Genomic DNA, 16,391 nt, shown 5'->3' on the forward strand with positions numbered 1-16,391 from the left:
CTCATTCTGGGTCATATTTGAAACGTCCCGGACGCAAGGCCGCGATCACGCTTGGCGGCAAGGTGCCGGGTTCGTCGCGGATCAGCGCCGCTGCCAAACGCGATAGCGCGGGCGCGGTCTGAACACCATAGCCTCCCTGACCGGCCAGCCACAGAAACCCGTCGGCACGGGTGTCGAACCCGGCAACCGGCGTGCGGTCGGGCGCAAAGGTACGCAGACCGGCCCAAGCATGTTCGACCCGTGTCACCGGCACAGTCACGGTCTGTTCATAGCGGTGCAAGCCCTCGGCCAGCACCATATCGTCGGCCCAGGCATCCTGCGCCTCTTGCGGCTCCTCATCGGCGGGGCTGACCATCAGCTTGCCGGACTCGGGTTTGGCATACCATTGCTCGGCCGCGCTGGCGAACAGGGGCCAGTTGCGGGTGTCATGCCCCCCGGGCGCCGGCAAGATCGCTGCAGTGCGCCGCATAGGTTGCAGCGGGACGGGCAGTGCTCCGGCCATTTGCCCGACGGATCCCGCCCAGGCACCGGCGGCGTTGACCACCACGGGCGCGGCATATTCGGCACCGGCAACGCTCACTCGCCACAGGCCGTCATCACGCCGCAGGCCTGTGACACGCGCGCCAGTCAAGATCTGCCCGCCGCTTGCCTTTAGCTGTCCGGTATAGCCGGTCAGCATCCGGTCGACATCGATATCCTGCGCATCCCATTCGATCACCGCCCCGGCGATCCGTTCAGGTCGCAGGATGGGCACCAACTCGACAGCTTGCATCGGCGTCAGTGTCTGCAGCCCCGTTGCCCCGGCGACATAGTCCTCCAGCGCCTGCAACTCGTCTTCGGTGGCCACCAACAGCTCGCCACGAGGCGACAAAAGGCTTTCCGTGCTACCGTTTTCAGGATTTTCCAACATCGGGACCGACGCCGCGTTCAGCGCGCGCAGCGTGGCGTTTCCATAGTTGCGGATGAACACCGCCGCCGAACGTCCCGTCGCGTGATAGCCCAGCTGCGGCTCGGCTTCGAGGACCAGCACCGAGCGATCCGTTGCCAGCGTGGCCGCCGCGCTGATGCCGGCGATGCCGCCGCCGATGACAATGACGTCCGCCGTGGTCATACCGCCTCCTGAAATCCGCTCAGGGTTCGTGTGAGGTTGTCGCCCAGGCTATCGGACAGATATCCGCCCTCTTGTACAAACAGCACCGGCAACCCGGTTTTGGCCAGCGCCGCACCGATCCGGGCAAACCCGTCACCGGTTACCGCCAGCCCCTGAAACGGATCATCGATCGAGGCATCCAGCCCCAGCGCCACCACCAGCACATCGGTGCCGAAACTGGCAATCCGGCGCAAGGCAACCGCCAGCGTTTCCAGGTAATCGTCATCGCCGGTTCCGCGCGCCAGCGGCAGGTTCAGGTTATAGCCCAGCCCCCGGCCTTGCCCGCGCTCCTGCGCGTGGCCCCAGAAGAACGGATAGAACCGGGTCGGATCGGCATGAATCGAGACCGTCAAAAGATCGCTGCGATCATAGAAGATTCCCTGCGTACCATTGCCGTGATGTACATCCACGTCCAGGATTGCCGCCCGCAGCCCCACCCCGCGCAACCGCTGTGCTGCAATGCCCGCGTTGTTGAGAAAACAGAACCCCCCCGCCAGATCGCCAAACGCATGATGCCCTGGCGGACGCGACAGCACATAGGCCGCGCGGCTGCCCGTAATCATCAGATCCGCGCCGGTGATCGCCGATTGCGCCGACCAATAGGCCGCCTCCCAGGTGCCGGCCGAGATTGGGCAGGCGGTATCGGCCTGGTGATACCCGGCCTGCCCCACCGCCGATTTCGGATAACCGTCGCCGCGCGTCGCCGGGTGAATATTGGGGATGACCTCGTCGCCCCCGCCGCCGATGCGCTGCCATCGGGTGTGGATGGATTGCAGAAAATCCAGGTATTCCGCCGAATGCAACGCCGCAATCGGACCCAACCCCGCGTCACGGGGAGCCTGTATCTCGCAGCCAGCCGCCTCGGCCCCGGCTGTCAGAACCCGGATCCGTTCGGGCTGTTCGGGGTTGGGCAGGATCACGCCATTGGCCATGAAATGTTTCGGATCATGCTGCCGCTGCCGGTCATCGAGCACTGCTTTCATGGCTTACCTCTCAGGGCCGTACAGCCGGCCTGGTCAAGAATCATCGCGGTCTGGTTCTTGGCCGGGATGAACCCCAACCTGTCATAGAAGCGGCGCGCATCGGGATTGCCCTGATCAACTTCGAGCTTGAGAAACATCGCACCCCAGACGTTGGCGGCATCCTCCAGAACGGTGGCCAGCAACCGTTGGCCCATATGCTGCCCACGCTGCTCGGGTGCGACCCACAGGTCCGAGACATAGACACCCGCGCCGCCGATCCGGGTCGAGAAAACCGGCACATACATCGCCGCGCCCACAAGCCGGTCGGTTTGCGCAAGCATGGCGCGAAACACCGGCGTATCCCCCCATCCGGCCCGTTCCAGATCATCCGGCGTGGCAAGATGGGTGTCGCCCAGATGATCCGACAGCCTCTGCAGCGCATGGTTCAGCCTCTCGGCATCGCTGGGCTGTGCTATGCGAAACGTCACCTGCATCAGATCGCCGTTGCGTCCGCGCCCTTGAGCCCCAGCATCGCCCGCGCCTGGGACGGGGTAGCGACCGTGCGCCCCAGGGCCTCGACGATGCCGCGAATCTTGTCCACCTGCTCGGCATTGGAATGCGCCAGCTTCCCCCGCGCGATCATCAGACTGTCCTCAAGCCCGACGCGCACATGCCCGCCCATCGCCGCCGCCATGGTTGCCATCGGCATCTGGTGCCGCCCTGCCGCCAGCACCGAGAACATGTAATCCTCGCCGAACAGCTTATCCGCGATCCGTTTCATATGGGTCAGGTTCTCGGGGTCCGGCCCGATGCCGCCCAGCACCCCGAACACAAACTGGATGAACAGGGGGGCCTGAACCAGCCCGCGATCCATGAAATGGCGCAACATGTAAAGATGGCTGACATCATAGCATTCAAACTCGAACCGCGCGCCCCGTTCGCTGCCCATCTCGGTCAGAATGCGCACCATGTCGCGCGGTGTGTTCTTGAACACCAGATCGTCAGAATTGCGCAGAAAGGGTTCTTCCCAGTCATATTTCCAGTCCGTGATGCGGTCGGCCGCCGGATACAGTGCGAAATTCATCGTTCCCATGTTCAGACTGCACATTTCGGGCGCGACCCGCCGGGGTGCGGCCAGCCGGTCCTCCAGCGCCATCACCGCGCTGCCCCCGGTTGTGATGTTGAGCACAGCGTCGGTGGCCTGTTTGATCTGCGGCAGAAAGCCCATGAAATGCGCGACGCTGGCCGAAGGTCGGCCATCGTCCGGGTTGCGCGCATGCAGATGCAGGATCGCAGCCCCGGCGCGGGCCGCCCCGAGTGCCTGATCGGCGATCTGCTCGGCGGTTACCGGCAGATGGGGCGACATCGACGGCGTGTGGATCGAGCCAGTCACGGCGCAGCTGATCAGGATCAGGGACATTTCAAGCCACCTTTCCGGCAATTTCGTCCGTGTAGTGCACCAGCGACGTCTCCAGCCCATCGACGATCTCGTCCAGATGGGTGTCGTTGACGATCAGCGGTGGGCAGACCAGAATATGGTCACCTTCGATCCCGTCGCGGGTGCGGCGGGAATAGACGATCAACCCTTGCCCATAGGCGATGTCGACGAACCTCTGATAGGCGTTCAGCCTGCGCGGCAACGGTGCCTTGCTGTCACGGTCGGCCATGAACTCGAATGCGCACAACAGGCCCTTGCCACGGACATCGCCGATGATCTCGTGCTTCTGCATCAGCCCTGCCAGCCGCGCCAACAGCTTTTCGCCCATCACGGTGGCGTTGCGACACAGGCCCTGCGCTTCGATCTCGTCGATCACCGCCAACCCTGCGGCGCAGGCCAGAGGGTTGCCCGCATAGGTAAACCCATGGGCGAACCCGCCCGCATCCAGAACCGGCTCGACAAGCCGCGCATCGGCAATCATCGCCCCCAGCGGCACGTATCCCGCCCCCAGCCCCTTGGACATGACGATGATATCGGGCCGCGTGACCCAATGCTCGGCTGCGAAAAACCGTCCGGTGCGCCCGGCCCCCGTCATGACCTCGTCCATGATCAGCAGCACGCCGTGACGATCACAAATCTCGCGCACTCGCTGCATATATCCGGCAGGCGGCACAAGCGCCCCGGTCGAGGCCCCGCCCACCGGTTCCAGGATAAAGGCCAACACGCTGTCCGGCCCCTCGCTGCGTATCTTGGCGTCCAGCATGTCGGCATAGTATTGGCCCGTGGCCGGGTCGTTGGGGTTCAAGTCGTCCAGATAGGCCCGTGGCGCGGGCACCTTGGGCATATCTCGCATCATCGGTTCAAACGGAGCGGTCAATGTTGCGTACCCTGTGACCGCCAGCGCCCCCAAAGTGCAGCCGTGATAGGACGGTGTACGCGAAATCACCTTGCAGCGGCCACCTTGCCCGGTCGCGAGGGCATGCTGACGCGCCAGTTTCATCGCGCTTTCCACCGCTTCCGAGCCCCCCGAAACAAAAAACACCCGATCCAACCCCGGCGGACACAGCCCCGCCAGTTTGGCGGCAAGCCGTTCGCTGGCTTCGGTTTCGAAGTGCAGCCGATAACCGAATGTGGCCTTGTCCATTTGCCGCCGCATCGCCGCCAGCACGTTCGGATCGGAATGACCGATGTTGCATACCATCGCGCCCGACGATCCATCCAGATATCGCTTGCCGTCGCGGTCCCACATATACACCCCGCGCGCCTGCTCCAGCACCGGTTTGCGGCCCCGGCCCTGGTAAAAAAGGTTGCTCATGTCACGTCTCCTGCAGCGCCGCGCAGTCCTGCGGGCGAAAGCCGATAGTGACCGTGCTGCCTTCGACAAACGGGCGCGTGTCGATCATGTTGATGGCCTGCAGCTGGGTTTCGCCCAGGCGCACGAAATAACGCACCGTCTGGCCCTGATAATCCACCGTTTCAACCGTTGCCTGCGCGGTGATCAGCCCCGAGGTATCCGCCGCCGCGCCCAACAGCAGCAGCTTCTCGGCCCGCAGAATCAGCTTGGCTGGCCCTTCGCGCAGATCGGCAGCCTTGTCCGCCGGGACAGGTACGGTCCCGAACGGGGCGATTTCGATCTGCACCGCCTGCGCATCACGCCCGGTGCAGCGCCCTTGCAGGATGTTCGAGGCCCCCAGAAAGTTCGCCACAAAGGCGCTGGCTGGCGTGTTGTAAACCTCTTCCGGCGTGCCAATCTGTTCGACGCGCCCGGCGCTCATCACGACGATCTTGTCGGACATCGCCAGCGCTTCGGACTGGTCATGGGTGACAAACACCGTGGTTACCCCGATCTGGTGCTGGATACGTTTCAACTCGACCCGCATGTCTTCACGCAGGTTTGCGTCCAGAGCCGACAGAGGTTCATCCAGCAGCAAAACCTCGGGCTGGATCACGATGGCACGAGCCAGCGCGATGCGTTGCTGTTGCCCGCCCGACAGTTCCTTGGGATAGCGCTCGCCGACCTCGGGCAACTGTACCAGATCCAGTGCCGCCTGCACCCGACTTGCTACATCGGCCTTGGGCACGTCGCGATACCGCAGCCCAAAGGCGACATTCTGCGCCACCGTCTTGTGCGGAAACAGGGCGTAGTTCTGGAATACAATGCCCAGGTTTCGCTTGTGGATGGGCACCTCGTTCATCCGTTTGCCCCCGATCAGGATCTCACCCTCGGTCGGGTCCAGCAACCCGGCAATCATCCGCAGATTGGTGGTCTTTCCACAGCCGGACGGCCCCAGCAGGGTGACAAACTCGCCCTCGGGTATGGCAAGACTGGTCTGATGCACGGCGGTAAAGCCGCCAAAGCGTTTTACGATGTTGTTGAGGTGAACGGAACTCACGGGGGCATTCTCCGGATAAGGGTCCTCCGGGGGCTGCCCCCGGAGAAGATTTCACGCTCAGTAACCTTTTTGCACGCGACCAAACATCTTGGCCCATTCGGCCTCGTGGCCGTTCCAATAAACCGGATCGGCAAAGGTCAGCCCTTCCAGGGTGCCGGTGGGGTCAAACGCCGGCAGGGTCGGGATCTTGGCCCCCAGGTCCACCTTGGTCGGATCCAGCGCAGGCGGATAGTTCTGCCCCTCGGCCACCGCGATCGACGTTTCCGGTGCCAGCATAAAGTTCAGCAGTTCCTCGCAGGGCTCCATTGGCGACCCCTTGATGACAAACAGGCACTCCTGCCAGCCAAAGCCGTTCGGCGGGTCCATATAGCCAATGTCGTGGCCCTGTTCCTGCAAGGCATAGATGCGGCCCGACCAGCCTTCGGTGACGTAAACCTCCTCTTCGGCAAGCAGGCTCATCAGCTCGGCCCCCGAGCCCCAATATTTCAGCGACAGATCCCGATGGGTGCGCACCGCATCCCAACAGGCCTCGACATCGGTGGCACCGTTGGGGTCCTGATCGGTCTGCAGGCTGGCGTACCACATCCGGGTACGCCAATCGCTCCAGCCGGCGATCTTACCTTTCAGGCTCTCATCCAGCAGGATGTTGGCCCCCATCTCCTGCATCCGCTCGTCGCTGATGTATTTGCGATTATAGGCCAGCCCCGTGGTGCCATAGTCATAAGGCACACAGGACAAGGCACCGCCGCTTACGCCGCGAAACACCTCGATCAGCTTGGGGATCACAAATTGCAGGTTCGGAATATTGGCCTCGTTCAACTCGGAACTCAGCCCCAGCCCGTGATAGCGCGCATAGTCGAAAACCCCTGACAGATGCGCGATATTATATTCGCCCGGCTGGCCCGCCTTAACGCGGCTCAGGTATTCGTCACCACCGCCAAAGGTGCCATCGACCACGGCGATCCCGGACTCGGCCGTATAAGGCTCAAAGGCGTATTGACGAAAAGCTTCGGACACCACTCCGCCCCAACCGTCAAAACGCACCTGATCGACCGCGGCATGAGCGTATTTGGCAAAGGGCGTTTGCACCCCATAGGCCAATCCAGCCGCACCGATCAGCCCCAGAAACCCACGTCGATCAATGTCGCCATTCATATAACGTTCGCGCAAACGTTCGTATCGCGTTGTGTTGTCCAACTTCTTTGTCATTGTTTTCTCCTTGTCGGATGTGGTGATGTTATGGGATTTTCAAATGCCGCCTTTGCGGGTCATCTGCCGCGCGATGGCCACCCCCAACAGGGGCAAACCCACCGTCATGACAATCATTACGGTGCCGAGTGCGTTGATCTCGGGCGAAATCGAGTTGCGCAGCATGGCGAAAATCTGTGTCGGTACGGTTTCGACTCCGCCGGGTTTCCAGAACAGCGTGCCGGTGATGTCGTCAAAGCTGATGGTAAAGGCGAATAGCCCCCCGGCCAGAACCGCCGGCAACATCAGGGGCAACGTGATCTGAAAGAAGGTTTGCATCGGACTGGCCCCCAGGCTCATCGCCGCCTCTTCGATGTCGCGCTTGATGCTGACCAAACGGGCCTGCACCACCAGAATTACGAAGGGCAGAGTAAAGATCACATGACCCGCCAGAAGCAGGGCAAAGCTCTTGTTAATGCTGAGAAAATTCAGAAACAACAGCAGTGCCACCGCCAGCACCACCTCGGGCACCAGGATCGGCGCGATCAGCAAGGTCGAGATCAGGCTCGCCCCCGGCACCCGATACCGCACCAGCGCCAGGCTGGCCAACACGCCCAGCGTGGTCGAGATGACCGCCGTCAAGAACCCCAGAATCATCGACGTGCGAAAGGCGCGCAGGATGGCATCGTTGTTGGCAAGTTCGACAAACCAGCGAAAGGAAAACCCGGTCATGGGAAAACTGCCGAATTGGCTGGCATTGAAGCTGAGCAGCACCACCACCGCCACCGGCAGGAACATGAAGATATAGACCAGGATCGCCCAGCCGCGAATAAGATTCCAGCCCAAGCCCCCCATCAACCCAACCCTTTCATAAGCTGCGCCATGCCCAGATAGCGGTTGTAGATCAGCACCAGCGCGCCCAGCACCACCAGCAGCATCAGGCTGAGCGCTGAACCAAGCGGCCAGTTCAGTTGGGTGATGATCGCCTCGAATACAAGGTTGGCGAACATCGCATCGCGCGGCCCGCCCAGCACCAGCGGCGTGATATAGGTGCCGGCCCCCAACACGAAACACAGCAGCCCCCCGGCAGCCAGCCCCGGAAGCGACAAAGGCAGCGTCACCTGCAGAAAGCTTTGCCAGCGGGTCGCGCCGAGGGAATTGGCCGCGTCTTCCAGATTGGTGTCGATGCCGTCCAGGCTGACATAGATATTCAGGATCATGAATGGCAGCAGGAAATGCACCAGCCCCAGGATTACAGTGGTCTGGTTGTACAGCATCTGGATCGGCTCATCGATCACGCCCACTGCCATCAAAAAGGAATTGAACGCGCCCGATACACCCAGGATATTGATCCAACTCATCGTGCGGATGATATAACTGATCCAGAACGGCAGCATCAGCATCAACAGCAAGATCGCCCTGTTGCCCCGTGACCGGGCGATGAAAAAGGCTGCGGGATACCCCATTAGCCCGCAGACCAGCGTGGTGATTGCCGCAACCCGCAAGGTGCCGAACAGAATGTCGCGATAAAAGACGTCGCTTAGGGCCTCTTGCCAGTTGTCCAGAAAGAACCCGACCTGGTCGGCCCCTGTCGCCGTGCGCAACCAAAAGCTGTAGACCACGATGAACAGCAGCGGCACGATCAGCAGCAGCACGACCGCGATCAGCGCAGGAGATAGCAGGATCCAGGGCTGTCGGGCTTCACGGGCTTCTACGGACATCGGGTTTCCTTAGGTGCGAACTTGCCAGAACCATGCAAACCCTGCATTCATAGATCAAATAGATAATTAGAATTCTGGATATAGATTTTGACTATGGAGCAACCCCAGACCCGGTCCCAAAGCCGATTTGACCCCGACCGGATCGCGCGCGAGCTGGACTGGAACCTGTTGCGCACCTTCGTGGTGCTGGCCGAAAGCCGGTCTATCACCGATGCCGCCAACCGGTTGCGGCTAAAACAGCCATCGGTTTCGGTCGCCCTGAAAAGGCTCGAGGACCGGATCGGACGCAAACTGCTGGACCGATCGCCGGGTCATTACGCGCTCACCGATGCGGGACGCTTGCTGTACCGCGAAGCGGTCGAGATCAACGGATCGGTGCTGCGCCTGTCCACCCTGATGCGCGAGCTGACGGACGAGGTGCAGGGACACATCAGGATCACCGCCGCCAGCCATGTGGTCTGCCCATTGTTCGATCGGGTGTTGGCCGAATTTCACACGGCATATCCGCGCGCCAGCTTTGGCATCGAAGTGTACTCCAGCTCCGACGCCATCGCCGAGGTTGCGGCCAAGCGGGCGTCATTTGCGGTCTGCCTGGTGCGGGATCACAATCCGAAACTGAAATACCGTCGGCTTTATCGCGAATTCTTCGGGCTGTTCTGTGGCCCCTGCCACCCCCTGTTCGGCCGCACCGATCTGACGCTGGCAGATTTGGCCGGGCACAGCTCGGTCAGCTTTGAAACCGACCGCCTTCAGGATGTGCTGAAACCGGTCACCGTGATGCGTGCGCAGGCCGAGCTGGGCCAGAAGATCACCGGCGTGTCCAGCCACCTGGAAGAGGTGCGTCGCATGATCGTTGCCGGGCTGGGCATCGGTCCCTTGCCACTGCACGTGGCCGCGCGGGATGTGCGTGATCGGCAGCTGTGGCAGGTGCCGCCGTATGATGGGCTGCCCGCAATCGACGTGCATGTGGTCTGGAACCGCCACACGGTCAAAAATCGCGCCGAAGACCTTTTTCTGCAATCGCTGTTAGAGGCCATAGAGACCACCCCGATACAGGACCGCACCTATCGCTGACGCCACGCCAGACGCCCCAAACGAAAAAGGCCGCCCCGGAGTGGGACGGCCTTCGATGGGTCGGCGATGCGGGCTCTCGTCGTTCTTGCGGAACAACGGCTGCCCGACCGGTGGCGGATGCCGCCGTTAGTCGAGGATTTTGGAGACGACGCCCGCGCCGACGGTGCGACCGCCTTCGCGGATGGCAAAGCGCAGGCCCTGTTCCATCGCGATCGGCGCGATCAGTTCGACGCCAAAGCTGACGTTGTCGCCCGGCATCACCATCTCGGTGCCCTCGGCCAGTTCAACCGTGCCGGTCACGTCCGTGGTGCGGAAGTAGAACTGCGGGCGGTAGTTGGCGAAAAACGGCGTGTGACGGCCACCTTCTTCCTTGGTCAGGATATAGGCTTCGGCTTCGAACTTGGTGTGCGGCTTGACCGAACCCGGCTTGCACAGCACCTGGCCGCGCTCGACACCTTCGCGGTCGACACCGCGCAGCAGCGCGCCGATGTTGTCGCCGGCTTCGCCCCGGTCCAGCAGCTTGCGGAACATTTCGACACCGGTGCAGGTGGTGGTCTTGGTGTCGCGGATGCCGACAATCTCGATGCTGTCGCCCACGTTGATCACGCCACGTTCGACACGCCCCGTCACAACCGTACCGCGACCCGAGATCGAGAACACGTCCTCGATCGGCATCAGGAACGGCTGGTCCACGGCCCGCTCGGGGGTCGGGATCCACTCGTCGACGGCGGCCATCAGCTTGCGGATCGACTGCTCGCCGATTTCATCGTCGGTGCCGTTCATCGCCGCCAGAGCCGAGCCGGGGATGACCGGGATGTCGTCGCCGGGATACTCGTAGCTGCTCAGCAGCTCGCGGATCTCCATCTCGACCAGTTCCAGCAGTTCCTCGTCGTCGACCTGATCGACCTTGTTCATGTAGACCACCATGGTCGGGATGCCGACCTGGCGGCCCAGCAGGATGTGCTCGCGGGTCTGGGGCATCGGGCCGTCTGCGGCGTTCACCACCAGGATCGCACCGTCCATCTGCGCCGCACCGGTAATCATGTTCTTCACATAGTCCGCGTGGCCGGGGCAGTCCACATGCGCATAGTGACGGTTCTCGGTCTCGTATTCCACATGCGCGGTCGAGATGGTGATCCCGCGGGCCTTCTCTTCGGGCGCGCCGTCGATCTGGTCATACGCCTTGAAATCGCCGAAATACTTCGTGATCGCAGCCGTCAGCGTCGTCTTGCCGTGGTCAACATGGCCAATCGTGCCAATATTGACGTGCGGCTTGTTACGCTCAAACTTTTCCTTACCCATCTGCAGGCGCCTTTTCAATCTGGGGTCCAGTGACCCGGTTTCACCTCGTTTGCGCGCGCCACATATGAGGTTCAATCAGGAAAATCAAGCCTGTCGTGCGCGCCGGAAGACTACTCGGAGTTCGGAGAATCAAGGGCCGCGTCACCCGCCGGACCCGACTTGGCGGCGAACCAACCTTCGGTTTCGTTCATCTCGACCAACCAATCGCCAAGCTGGTCCAGAGCGTTGGCCGTCAACCCGTCCATCTGCTCTTGCTTGGTGCGTTCGCGCCCCGAGCCCTTAAAGAAGGTCGCGGTGGTGGAGTCCTCGACCACGGTGATCTGATGCACCTTGTCGTTCAGTTTCCGGTTGGCGGCGTCATCCCAGACCGTGACGTTGATCACCAACATCGAACGCGGGTTATAGATGAACCCCTCGGGTGCCAGCATATAGCCTTCGACGCTGATGCCGAAATGATACAGCTGATCGCCATCGAATCCACCAAACCGCTGCTGCACGGCGGAGGTGATGTTGGCCTCCCACTCCTCAGCCGTGGCATCGCGCGAAATCGGACCCTTCCGCATCTTGTCTGCCACAACGATATTGTGGCCCAGCTTGAATTCGCCAAGCGACGCCGGGGTTCGGTCCTGCGGCCCGATATTGCAGGCAGCAACCAAAGTCAGTCCGGCCAGCAGGGTCAGAATGCGGATCATGATGCTCTCTCGTCAGTCTCGTTTTGCCACCAGATAGACCAGCGGGGCTGCAGGTGCAAACCACATCGGCGCGAACACCGCCCGTCGGCTGACCGCAGTTTATCCAAAGCGGTTGTTGCGTGGGAAACCATGGGGCGGGCGCTTGCCGATACTGGCGCGTTTGCCAAGCCATTCGGTCATGTCCGGTTCACGCCGCGTCTTGCCGCCGCCCATTTCCCAGCTCAGCCCCTCGGACCAGTCAAACGTGGTCAGATCCGACAGCCCGCCATCCAGTTCCAACGATCCCTGTTTGCCCCGCGCCATGTTGTACTTCTGCAGCCGCACACCCTTGCCGCGCCCCATTTCGGGCAGCTCGGAGGCCGGAAAGACCAGAAACTTGCCGTTCTGGGACACGATTGCCACGTGATCGCCCAACAGCGGCCGACAGATTTGCGCCCGCGCCGCATCTCCGACATTCAGCACCTGCTTGCCGGTGCGGGTCTGCGCAATCACGTCCGCCTCGGGCACGACAAACCCGTTGCCCGCAGACGATGCCACCAGCAGTTTGCGATCGGGTTGGTGAATGAACAGATCGACGATCTCGGCCTCGTTTGGCAGATCGACAATCAGGCGCAAGGGTTCGCCCATGCCGCGCCCCCCCGGCAGGTTCGCCGCCGACAGGGTATAGAACCGCCCATTGCTACCAAAGACCAGCAGCCGATCGGTGGTTTCGGCGTGAAAGATGAAACGCGGCCCATCGCCATCCTTGAACTTGAGCTCGCGGTTCAGGTCGATATGGCCGGTCATCGCCCGGATCCAACCCATCTGCGAGCAGACCACGGTGATTGGCTCGCGGTCGATCATCGCCTCCAGGGGCACCTCTTCGACCTCGCCCGCCTCTTCCAGCAGAGTACGCCGCGCACCGCCTTCGTAGTCCTTGCCAAAGGCCTTTTTGGTTTCTCTCAACTGTTCCGAGATGCGGGCCCATTGCAGCACGTCATCGGCCAACAGATCCTCAAGGCCCGCGCGTTCTTCCATCAGCGCGTCGCGCTCGCGCACCAATTCCATCTCTTCCAGCCGCCGCAGGCTGCGCAGGCGCATATTCAGGATCGCGTCGACCTGCACCTCGCTCAGTTCGCCTTCGCCCGGCGGCGGGCTGACATAATCCGCTTCGTCGGTGGCACGCACGTGATCGCGCGCCCATTCTTCGCGCATCAGCGCCGCTTTGGGTTCGTCGTCATAGCGAATGATATCGATCACCCGGTCCAGGTTCAGGAACGCGACGATAAAGCCTTCGAGAACTTCCAGACGGTGGTCGATCTTGGCCAGACGGTGGCGGCTGCGGCGCAACAGGACCTCTTGGCGGTGATCCAGAAAGGCACGCAACACTTCCTTGAGCGAGCAGACCTTGGGCGTCACTCCGTCGATCAGCACATTCATGTTCAGGCTGAACCGCACCTCGAGATCCGAGTTGCGATACAGCATGCCCATCAGAACTTCGGGATCGACATTCTTGCTGCGTGGCTCCAGCACCATGCGAATGTCATCGGCACTCTCATCGCGGATATCGGCCAGGATCGGAATCTTCTTGGTCTGGATCAGATCCGCGACCCGTTCGATCAGCTTGGATTTCTGCACCTGATAGGGAATCTCGGTGACCACGATCTGCCACTGACCGCGGCCCAGGTCCTCGATTTCATACCGGCAGCGCAGACGGAAGCTGCCGCGACCGGTGCGATAGGCATTGGCGATATTCTCGGGCGGCTCGACGATCACCCCGCCAGTGGGAAAATCCGGCCCCGGCACATAGTTCAGCAAAGTGTCGTCGCGCGCATCCGGTGTCCGGATCAGATGCAGGCAGGCGTCGCACAGCTCGGCGATGTTGTGTGGCGGAATATTTGTAGCCATGCCGACCGCGATGCCTGAACTGCCATTTGCCAGCAGGTTGGGAAACTGTGCCGGCAACACCACAGGTTCGGTCAGCGTGCCGTCATAGTTGTCGCGGAAATCCACCGCATCCTCGTTCAGACCGTCTAGCAGGGCCTCGGCAACGATGGTCATGCGCGCTTCGGTATAGCGGCTGGCAGCCGGGTTATCGCCGTCGATATTGCCGAAATTGCCCTGCCCGTCGACCAGCGGATAACGAACATTGAAATCCTGCGCCAGCCGCGCCATCGCGTCATAGATCGCCGCATCGCCATGGGGGTGATAGTTGCCCATCACGTCGCCGGAAATCTTGGCGGACTTGCGGAATCCCCCGTTGCTGGCCAGACGCAATTCGCGCATCGCATACAGGATTCGCCGGTGAACCGGCTTTAGCCCATCGCGCGCATCCGGCAATGCACGATGCATGATCGTCGATAACGCATACGTGAGATAGCGTTCGCCGATTGCACGACGCAAAGGTTCGAGTACTTCGCCGGGCCCATTTGCGGGCTTCATGTTGGGGTCATCAACCAAATCGCTCATAGATGCTGTGATACGCCCCGAAACCGGCAGGGTAAAGCGGGGTTGTTTTCTCAGGCACTGAAATCTGCGATCCGCAAGTGAGGCAGAAAAACAGCCTTTCGCCGTTTTTTGGAATCGCTGATTGGGTTAATATTAAAGGATGTTCGGTCAGAGTGGGTCCGGGCTGTTTTGTGTTCGAGTAAATGAGGGGGGCGCGACCATGCGCTTTGTTTTTTCATCTTTTGCCATTCTAGGGCTGGTTTTCTATGAATTGAGCGGCGGGCGCGACTTCCAACCGCCGGAACCGCCGGCCATTGACGCCGCACCTCAGGCATCCGCTGCAGCGATACCAAAGCCCGTGGTGCGCCGCGCGGCGCCACAACAAGTCGCCCGCACGGCGACGACATCCACCAAGACCCTTGTGGCGACACAGGCCGTCGCCACGGTTTCGCCCAGAGATACAACAGCTTCGCGCCCACAAGATGGCAGCGCAGATCTGAGCCGTGTGCGATCCAGCCTGAGCCAGGGATTGACCTTGTTGCCGGACTCAAATCCTCCAAGCGGCCTGACGCTGGCCACATTGGAGCTTGGCGCATCTGGTTTGGGCTCCACCGCAGACGCGGAACCGGCTGCCCGAACCGCAGTGCTCGAACCCGCGCCAACCGATTTGCGCGAAGTCACAGGCACGCGGGTCAACATGCGCGACGGTCCTGGCACGATCTATCCCGTGGTGGCGCGGCTGAATATCGGCCATCAGGTCGAGGTCCTGAGTACAAGCGGTACCGGATGGCTGCGCCTGCGGACCCTGCCCGAGGGCCAGTTGGGCTGGATCTCCTCTTCTTTGGTCAGCAAGAGAAACCGGTGAATCCGGTGTGACGCTTGCACAGCGCAGACGCAGCGGGCATAGCTGAGCCGACTGTCACGACCAGCGCGGCAACCGATGCAAAAATCCATATTGATCACAGGCTGTTCCTCGGGCATCGGGCTTGATGCCGCGCAACAGCTGCAGGTGCGCGGGTGGCGCGTATTCGCCGCCTGCCGCCAACAGGCCGATTGTGACCGGCTGATCGCCCAAGGGCTGGAGAGTCCGCAAATCGACTATTGCGATACTGACAGCATCCGCCTGGGCCTGGCACAGGTTCTCGATGCGACCGGCGGCACCCTGGATGCCCTGTTCAACAACGGGGCACATCAGTTGGCTGGGCTGGTCGAAGATTTGCCGACCGAAGGGTTGCGGGCAATTTTCGAGGCCAATCTGTTCGGTTGGCATGACCTGACCCGACAGGTGATTCCGGTGATGCGCGCGCAGCGACATGGTCACATCGTGCAATGTTCCTCGGGCATCGGGCTGGTCGCGATCCCCTGGCGCGGGGCCTATGCGGCGACAAAATTTGCGCTGGAAGGGCTGAGCGACACCATGCGCATCGAATTGCGCGGCACCGGAATCAACGTTGTGCTGATTGAACCGGGACCGATCACCACCCTTTTCCGCGAAAAGGGCATCCCCTATTTCGAGAAATACATTGACTGGCAGGCCTCGCCCAGGCGTGCGGATTACGAAGATCGGCTGCTGCCGCGCATGTACAAGAGCACAGGACCGGACCGTTTCGAGCTGCCCGCAAGCGCGGTGACCGCGAAATTGATCCGAGTGCTGGACAGCGCCTCGCCCGCCCCACGGTATTACGTCACCACAGCCACCTACATTGGCGGTTACCTGCGGCGCGCCCTGTCCAGCCGAATGATCGACCGCATAGTGTCGCGGATCTGAAGAAACCGGTTCGCTTTTGCCAGGCACCCCGCTAGATCACTGCACAAAGACCGAACGAAGGACATTTCACATGGGCGACCCGCTGTTTCTGCTGATTATTCTGGCGGTGGCCGCCGTCGTTGTCGTGCTGGTGATCGGCATCGGCGGCTTTGGCAAGGGCGGAGAGTTCAACCGCAAATACGGCAACAAACTGATGCGCCTGCGAATCCTGGCGCAGTTCATTGCGGTGGCGTTGGTGGTGCTGTACGTCTGGCTGCGAGGATCCGGAGGATAATA

Annotated in this window: 16 protein-coding genes; 4 read left to right on the forward strand and 12 right to left on the reverse strand. The window is 61.6% G+C overall.

Features of this window, described 5'->3' with window-relative positions; genetic code table 11:
* Position 1: 1 nt before the first annotated feature.
* The 9 genes from NANH_RS0109440 to NANH_RS0109480 are packed head-to-tail and all read right to left on the reverse strand — an operon-like array spanning position 2 to position 8,852.
* The gene (locus NANH_RS0109440) at positions 2–1,111 is read right to left on the reverse strand and encodes an NAD(P)/FAD-dependent oxidoreductase (protein ID WP_027261818.1); all 1,110 of its coding nucleotides are present in this window, start codon (positions 1,109–1,111) and stop codon (positions 2–4) included.
* Positions 1,108–2,133, reverse strand: a complete 1,026-nt coding sequence (locus NANH_RS0109445) for a histone deacetylase family protein (protein ID WP_027261819.1) — start codon at positions 2,131–2,133, stop codon at positions 1,108–1,110. Before NANH_RS0109445 ends, NANH_RS0109440 begins: the two co-directional genes overlap by 4 nt.
* Entirely contained in the window at positions 2,130–2,606 is a 477-nt protein-coding gene (locus tag NANH_RS0109450) for a GNAT family N-acetyltransferase (protein ID WP_027261820.1), read from the reverse strand. The genes NANH_RS0109445 and NANH_RS0109450 overlap by 4 nt, the downstream gene beginning before the upstream one ends.
* Positions 2,606–3,532: a BKACE family enzyme gene (locus NANH_RS0109455; RefSeq protein WP_027261821.1), complete on the reverse strand. Its 927-nt coding sequence runs from the start codon at positions 3,530–3,532 to the stop codon at positions 2,606–2,608. Before NANH_RS0109455 ends, NANH_RS0109450 begins: the two co-directional genes overlap by 1 nt.
* Before the next feature lies 1 nt (position 3,533).
* Positions 3,534–4,865: an aminotransferase family protein gene (locus NANH_RS0109460; RefSeq protein ID WP_027261822.1), complete on the reverse strand. Its 1,332-nt coding sequence runs from the start codon at positions 4,863–4,865 to the stop codon at positions 3,534–3,536.
* Position 4,866: 1 nt separating this feature from the next.
* Positions 4,867–5,943 (reverse strand): ABC transporter ATP-binding protein, encoded by a 1,077-nt coding sequence (locus tag NANH_RS0109465; protein ID WP_027261823.1) that lies wholly within the window; start codon positions 5,941–5,943, stop codon positions 4,867–4,869.
* A gap of 57 nt (positions 5,944–6,000) precedes the next feature.
* Positions 6,001–7,152, reverse strand: coding sequence for an extracellular solute-binding protein (locus NANH_RS0109470; RefSeq protein ID WP_245601424.1), 1,152 nt, complete (start codon positions 7,150–7,152; stop codon positions 6,001–6,003).
* Positions 7,153–7,191: 39 nt separating this feature from the next.
* Entirely contained in the window at positions 7,192–7,977 is a 786-nt protein-coding gene (locus NANH_RS0109475; protein WP_027261825.1) for an ABC transporter permease, read from the reverse strand.
* Between the two features lie 8 nt (positions 7,978–7,985).
* A complete protein-coding gene (locus tag NANH_RS0109480) occupies positions 7,986–8,852 on the reverse strand; it encodes an ABC transporter permease (RefSeq protein ID WP_027261826.1) in 867 nt (288 codons plus the stop codon).
* A gap of 93 nt (positions 8,853–8,945) precedes the next feature.
* On the opposite strand from NANH_RS0109480, the gene NANH_RS0109485 reads away from it, so the two are divergent.
* Positions 8,946–9,926 carry a LysR family transcriptional regulator gene (locus tag NANH_RS0109485; RefSeq protein ID WP_027261827.1) on the forward strand — a complete coding sequence of 327 codons (981 nt, stop codon included), beginning with the start codon at positions 8,946–8,948 and terminating at the stop codon, positions 9,924–9,926.
* 126 nt (positions 9,927–10,052) lie between these two features.
* Here NANH_RS0109485 and tuf read toward each other — a convergent pair whose 3' ends face one another.
* From tuf to NANH_RS0109500, 3 genes are all read right to left on the reverse strand, one after another.
* Positions 10,053–11,228, reverse strand: a complete 1,176-nt coding sequence (gene tuf / locus NANH_RS0109490) for an elongation factor Tu (RefSeq protein WP_027261828.1) — start codon at positions 11,226–11,228, stop codon at positions 10,053–10,055.
* A 110-nt stretch (positions 11,229–11,338) separates the two neighbouring features.
* The gene (locus NANH_RS0109495) at positions 11,339–11,920 is read right to left on the reverse strand and encodes a hypothetical protein (protein WP_027261829.1); all 582 of its coding nucleotides are present in this window, start codon (positions 11,918–11,920) and stop codon (positions 11,339–11,341) included.
* A gap of 99 nt (positions 11,921–12,019) precedes the next feature.
* Positions 12,020–14,368, reverse strand: coding sequence for a DNA topoisomerase IV subunit A (locus tag NANH_RS0109500; RefSeq protein WP_027261830.1), 2,349 nt, complete (start codon positions 14,366–14,368; stop codon positions 12,020–12,022).
* A 199-nt stretch (positions 14,369–14,567) separates the two neighbouring features.
* On the opposite strand from NANH_RS0109500, the gene NANH_RS0109505 reads away from it, so the two are divergent.
* From NANH_RS0109505 to NANH_RS0109515, 3 genes are all read left to right on the forward strand, one after another.
* Positions 14,568–15,212: an SH3 domain-containing protein gene (locus tag NANH_RS0109505; protein ID WP_051372328.1), complete on the forward strand. Its 645-nt coding sequence runs from the start codon at positions 14,568–14,570 to the stop codon at positions 15,210–15,212.
* 75 nt (positions 15,213–15,287) lie between these two features.
* Positions 15,288–16,115: an SDR family NAD(P)-dependent oxidoreductase gene (locus NANH_RS0109510; protein ID WP_027261832.1), complete on the forward strand. Its 828-nt coding sequence runs from the start codon at positions 15,288–15,290 to the stop codon at positions 16,113–16,115.
* Between the two features lie 70 nt (positions 16,116–16,185).
* Positions 16,186–16,389 (forward strand): twin transmembrane helix small protein, encoded by a 204-nt coding sequence (locus NANH_RS0109515; protein ID WP_027261833.1) that lies wholly within the window; start codon positions 16,186–16,188, stop codon positions 16,387–16,389.
* Positions 16,390–16,391: the final 2 nt, after the last annotated feature.

The sequence above is a fragment of the Sedimentitalea nanhaiensis DSM 24252 genome (genome assembly GCF_000473225.1).
In the GTDB taxonomy this organism is placed as follows: Bacteria; Pseudomonadota; Alphaproteobacteria; order Rhodobacterales; family Rhodobacteraceae; genus Sedimentitalea; species Sedimentitalea nanhaiensis.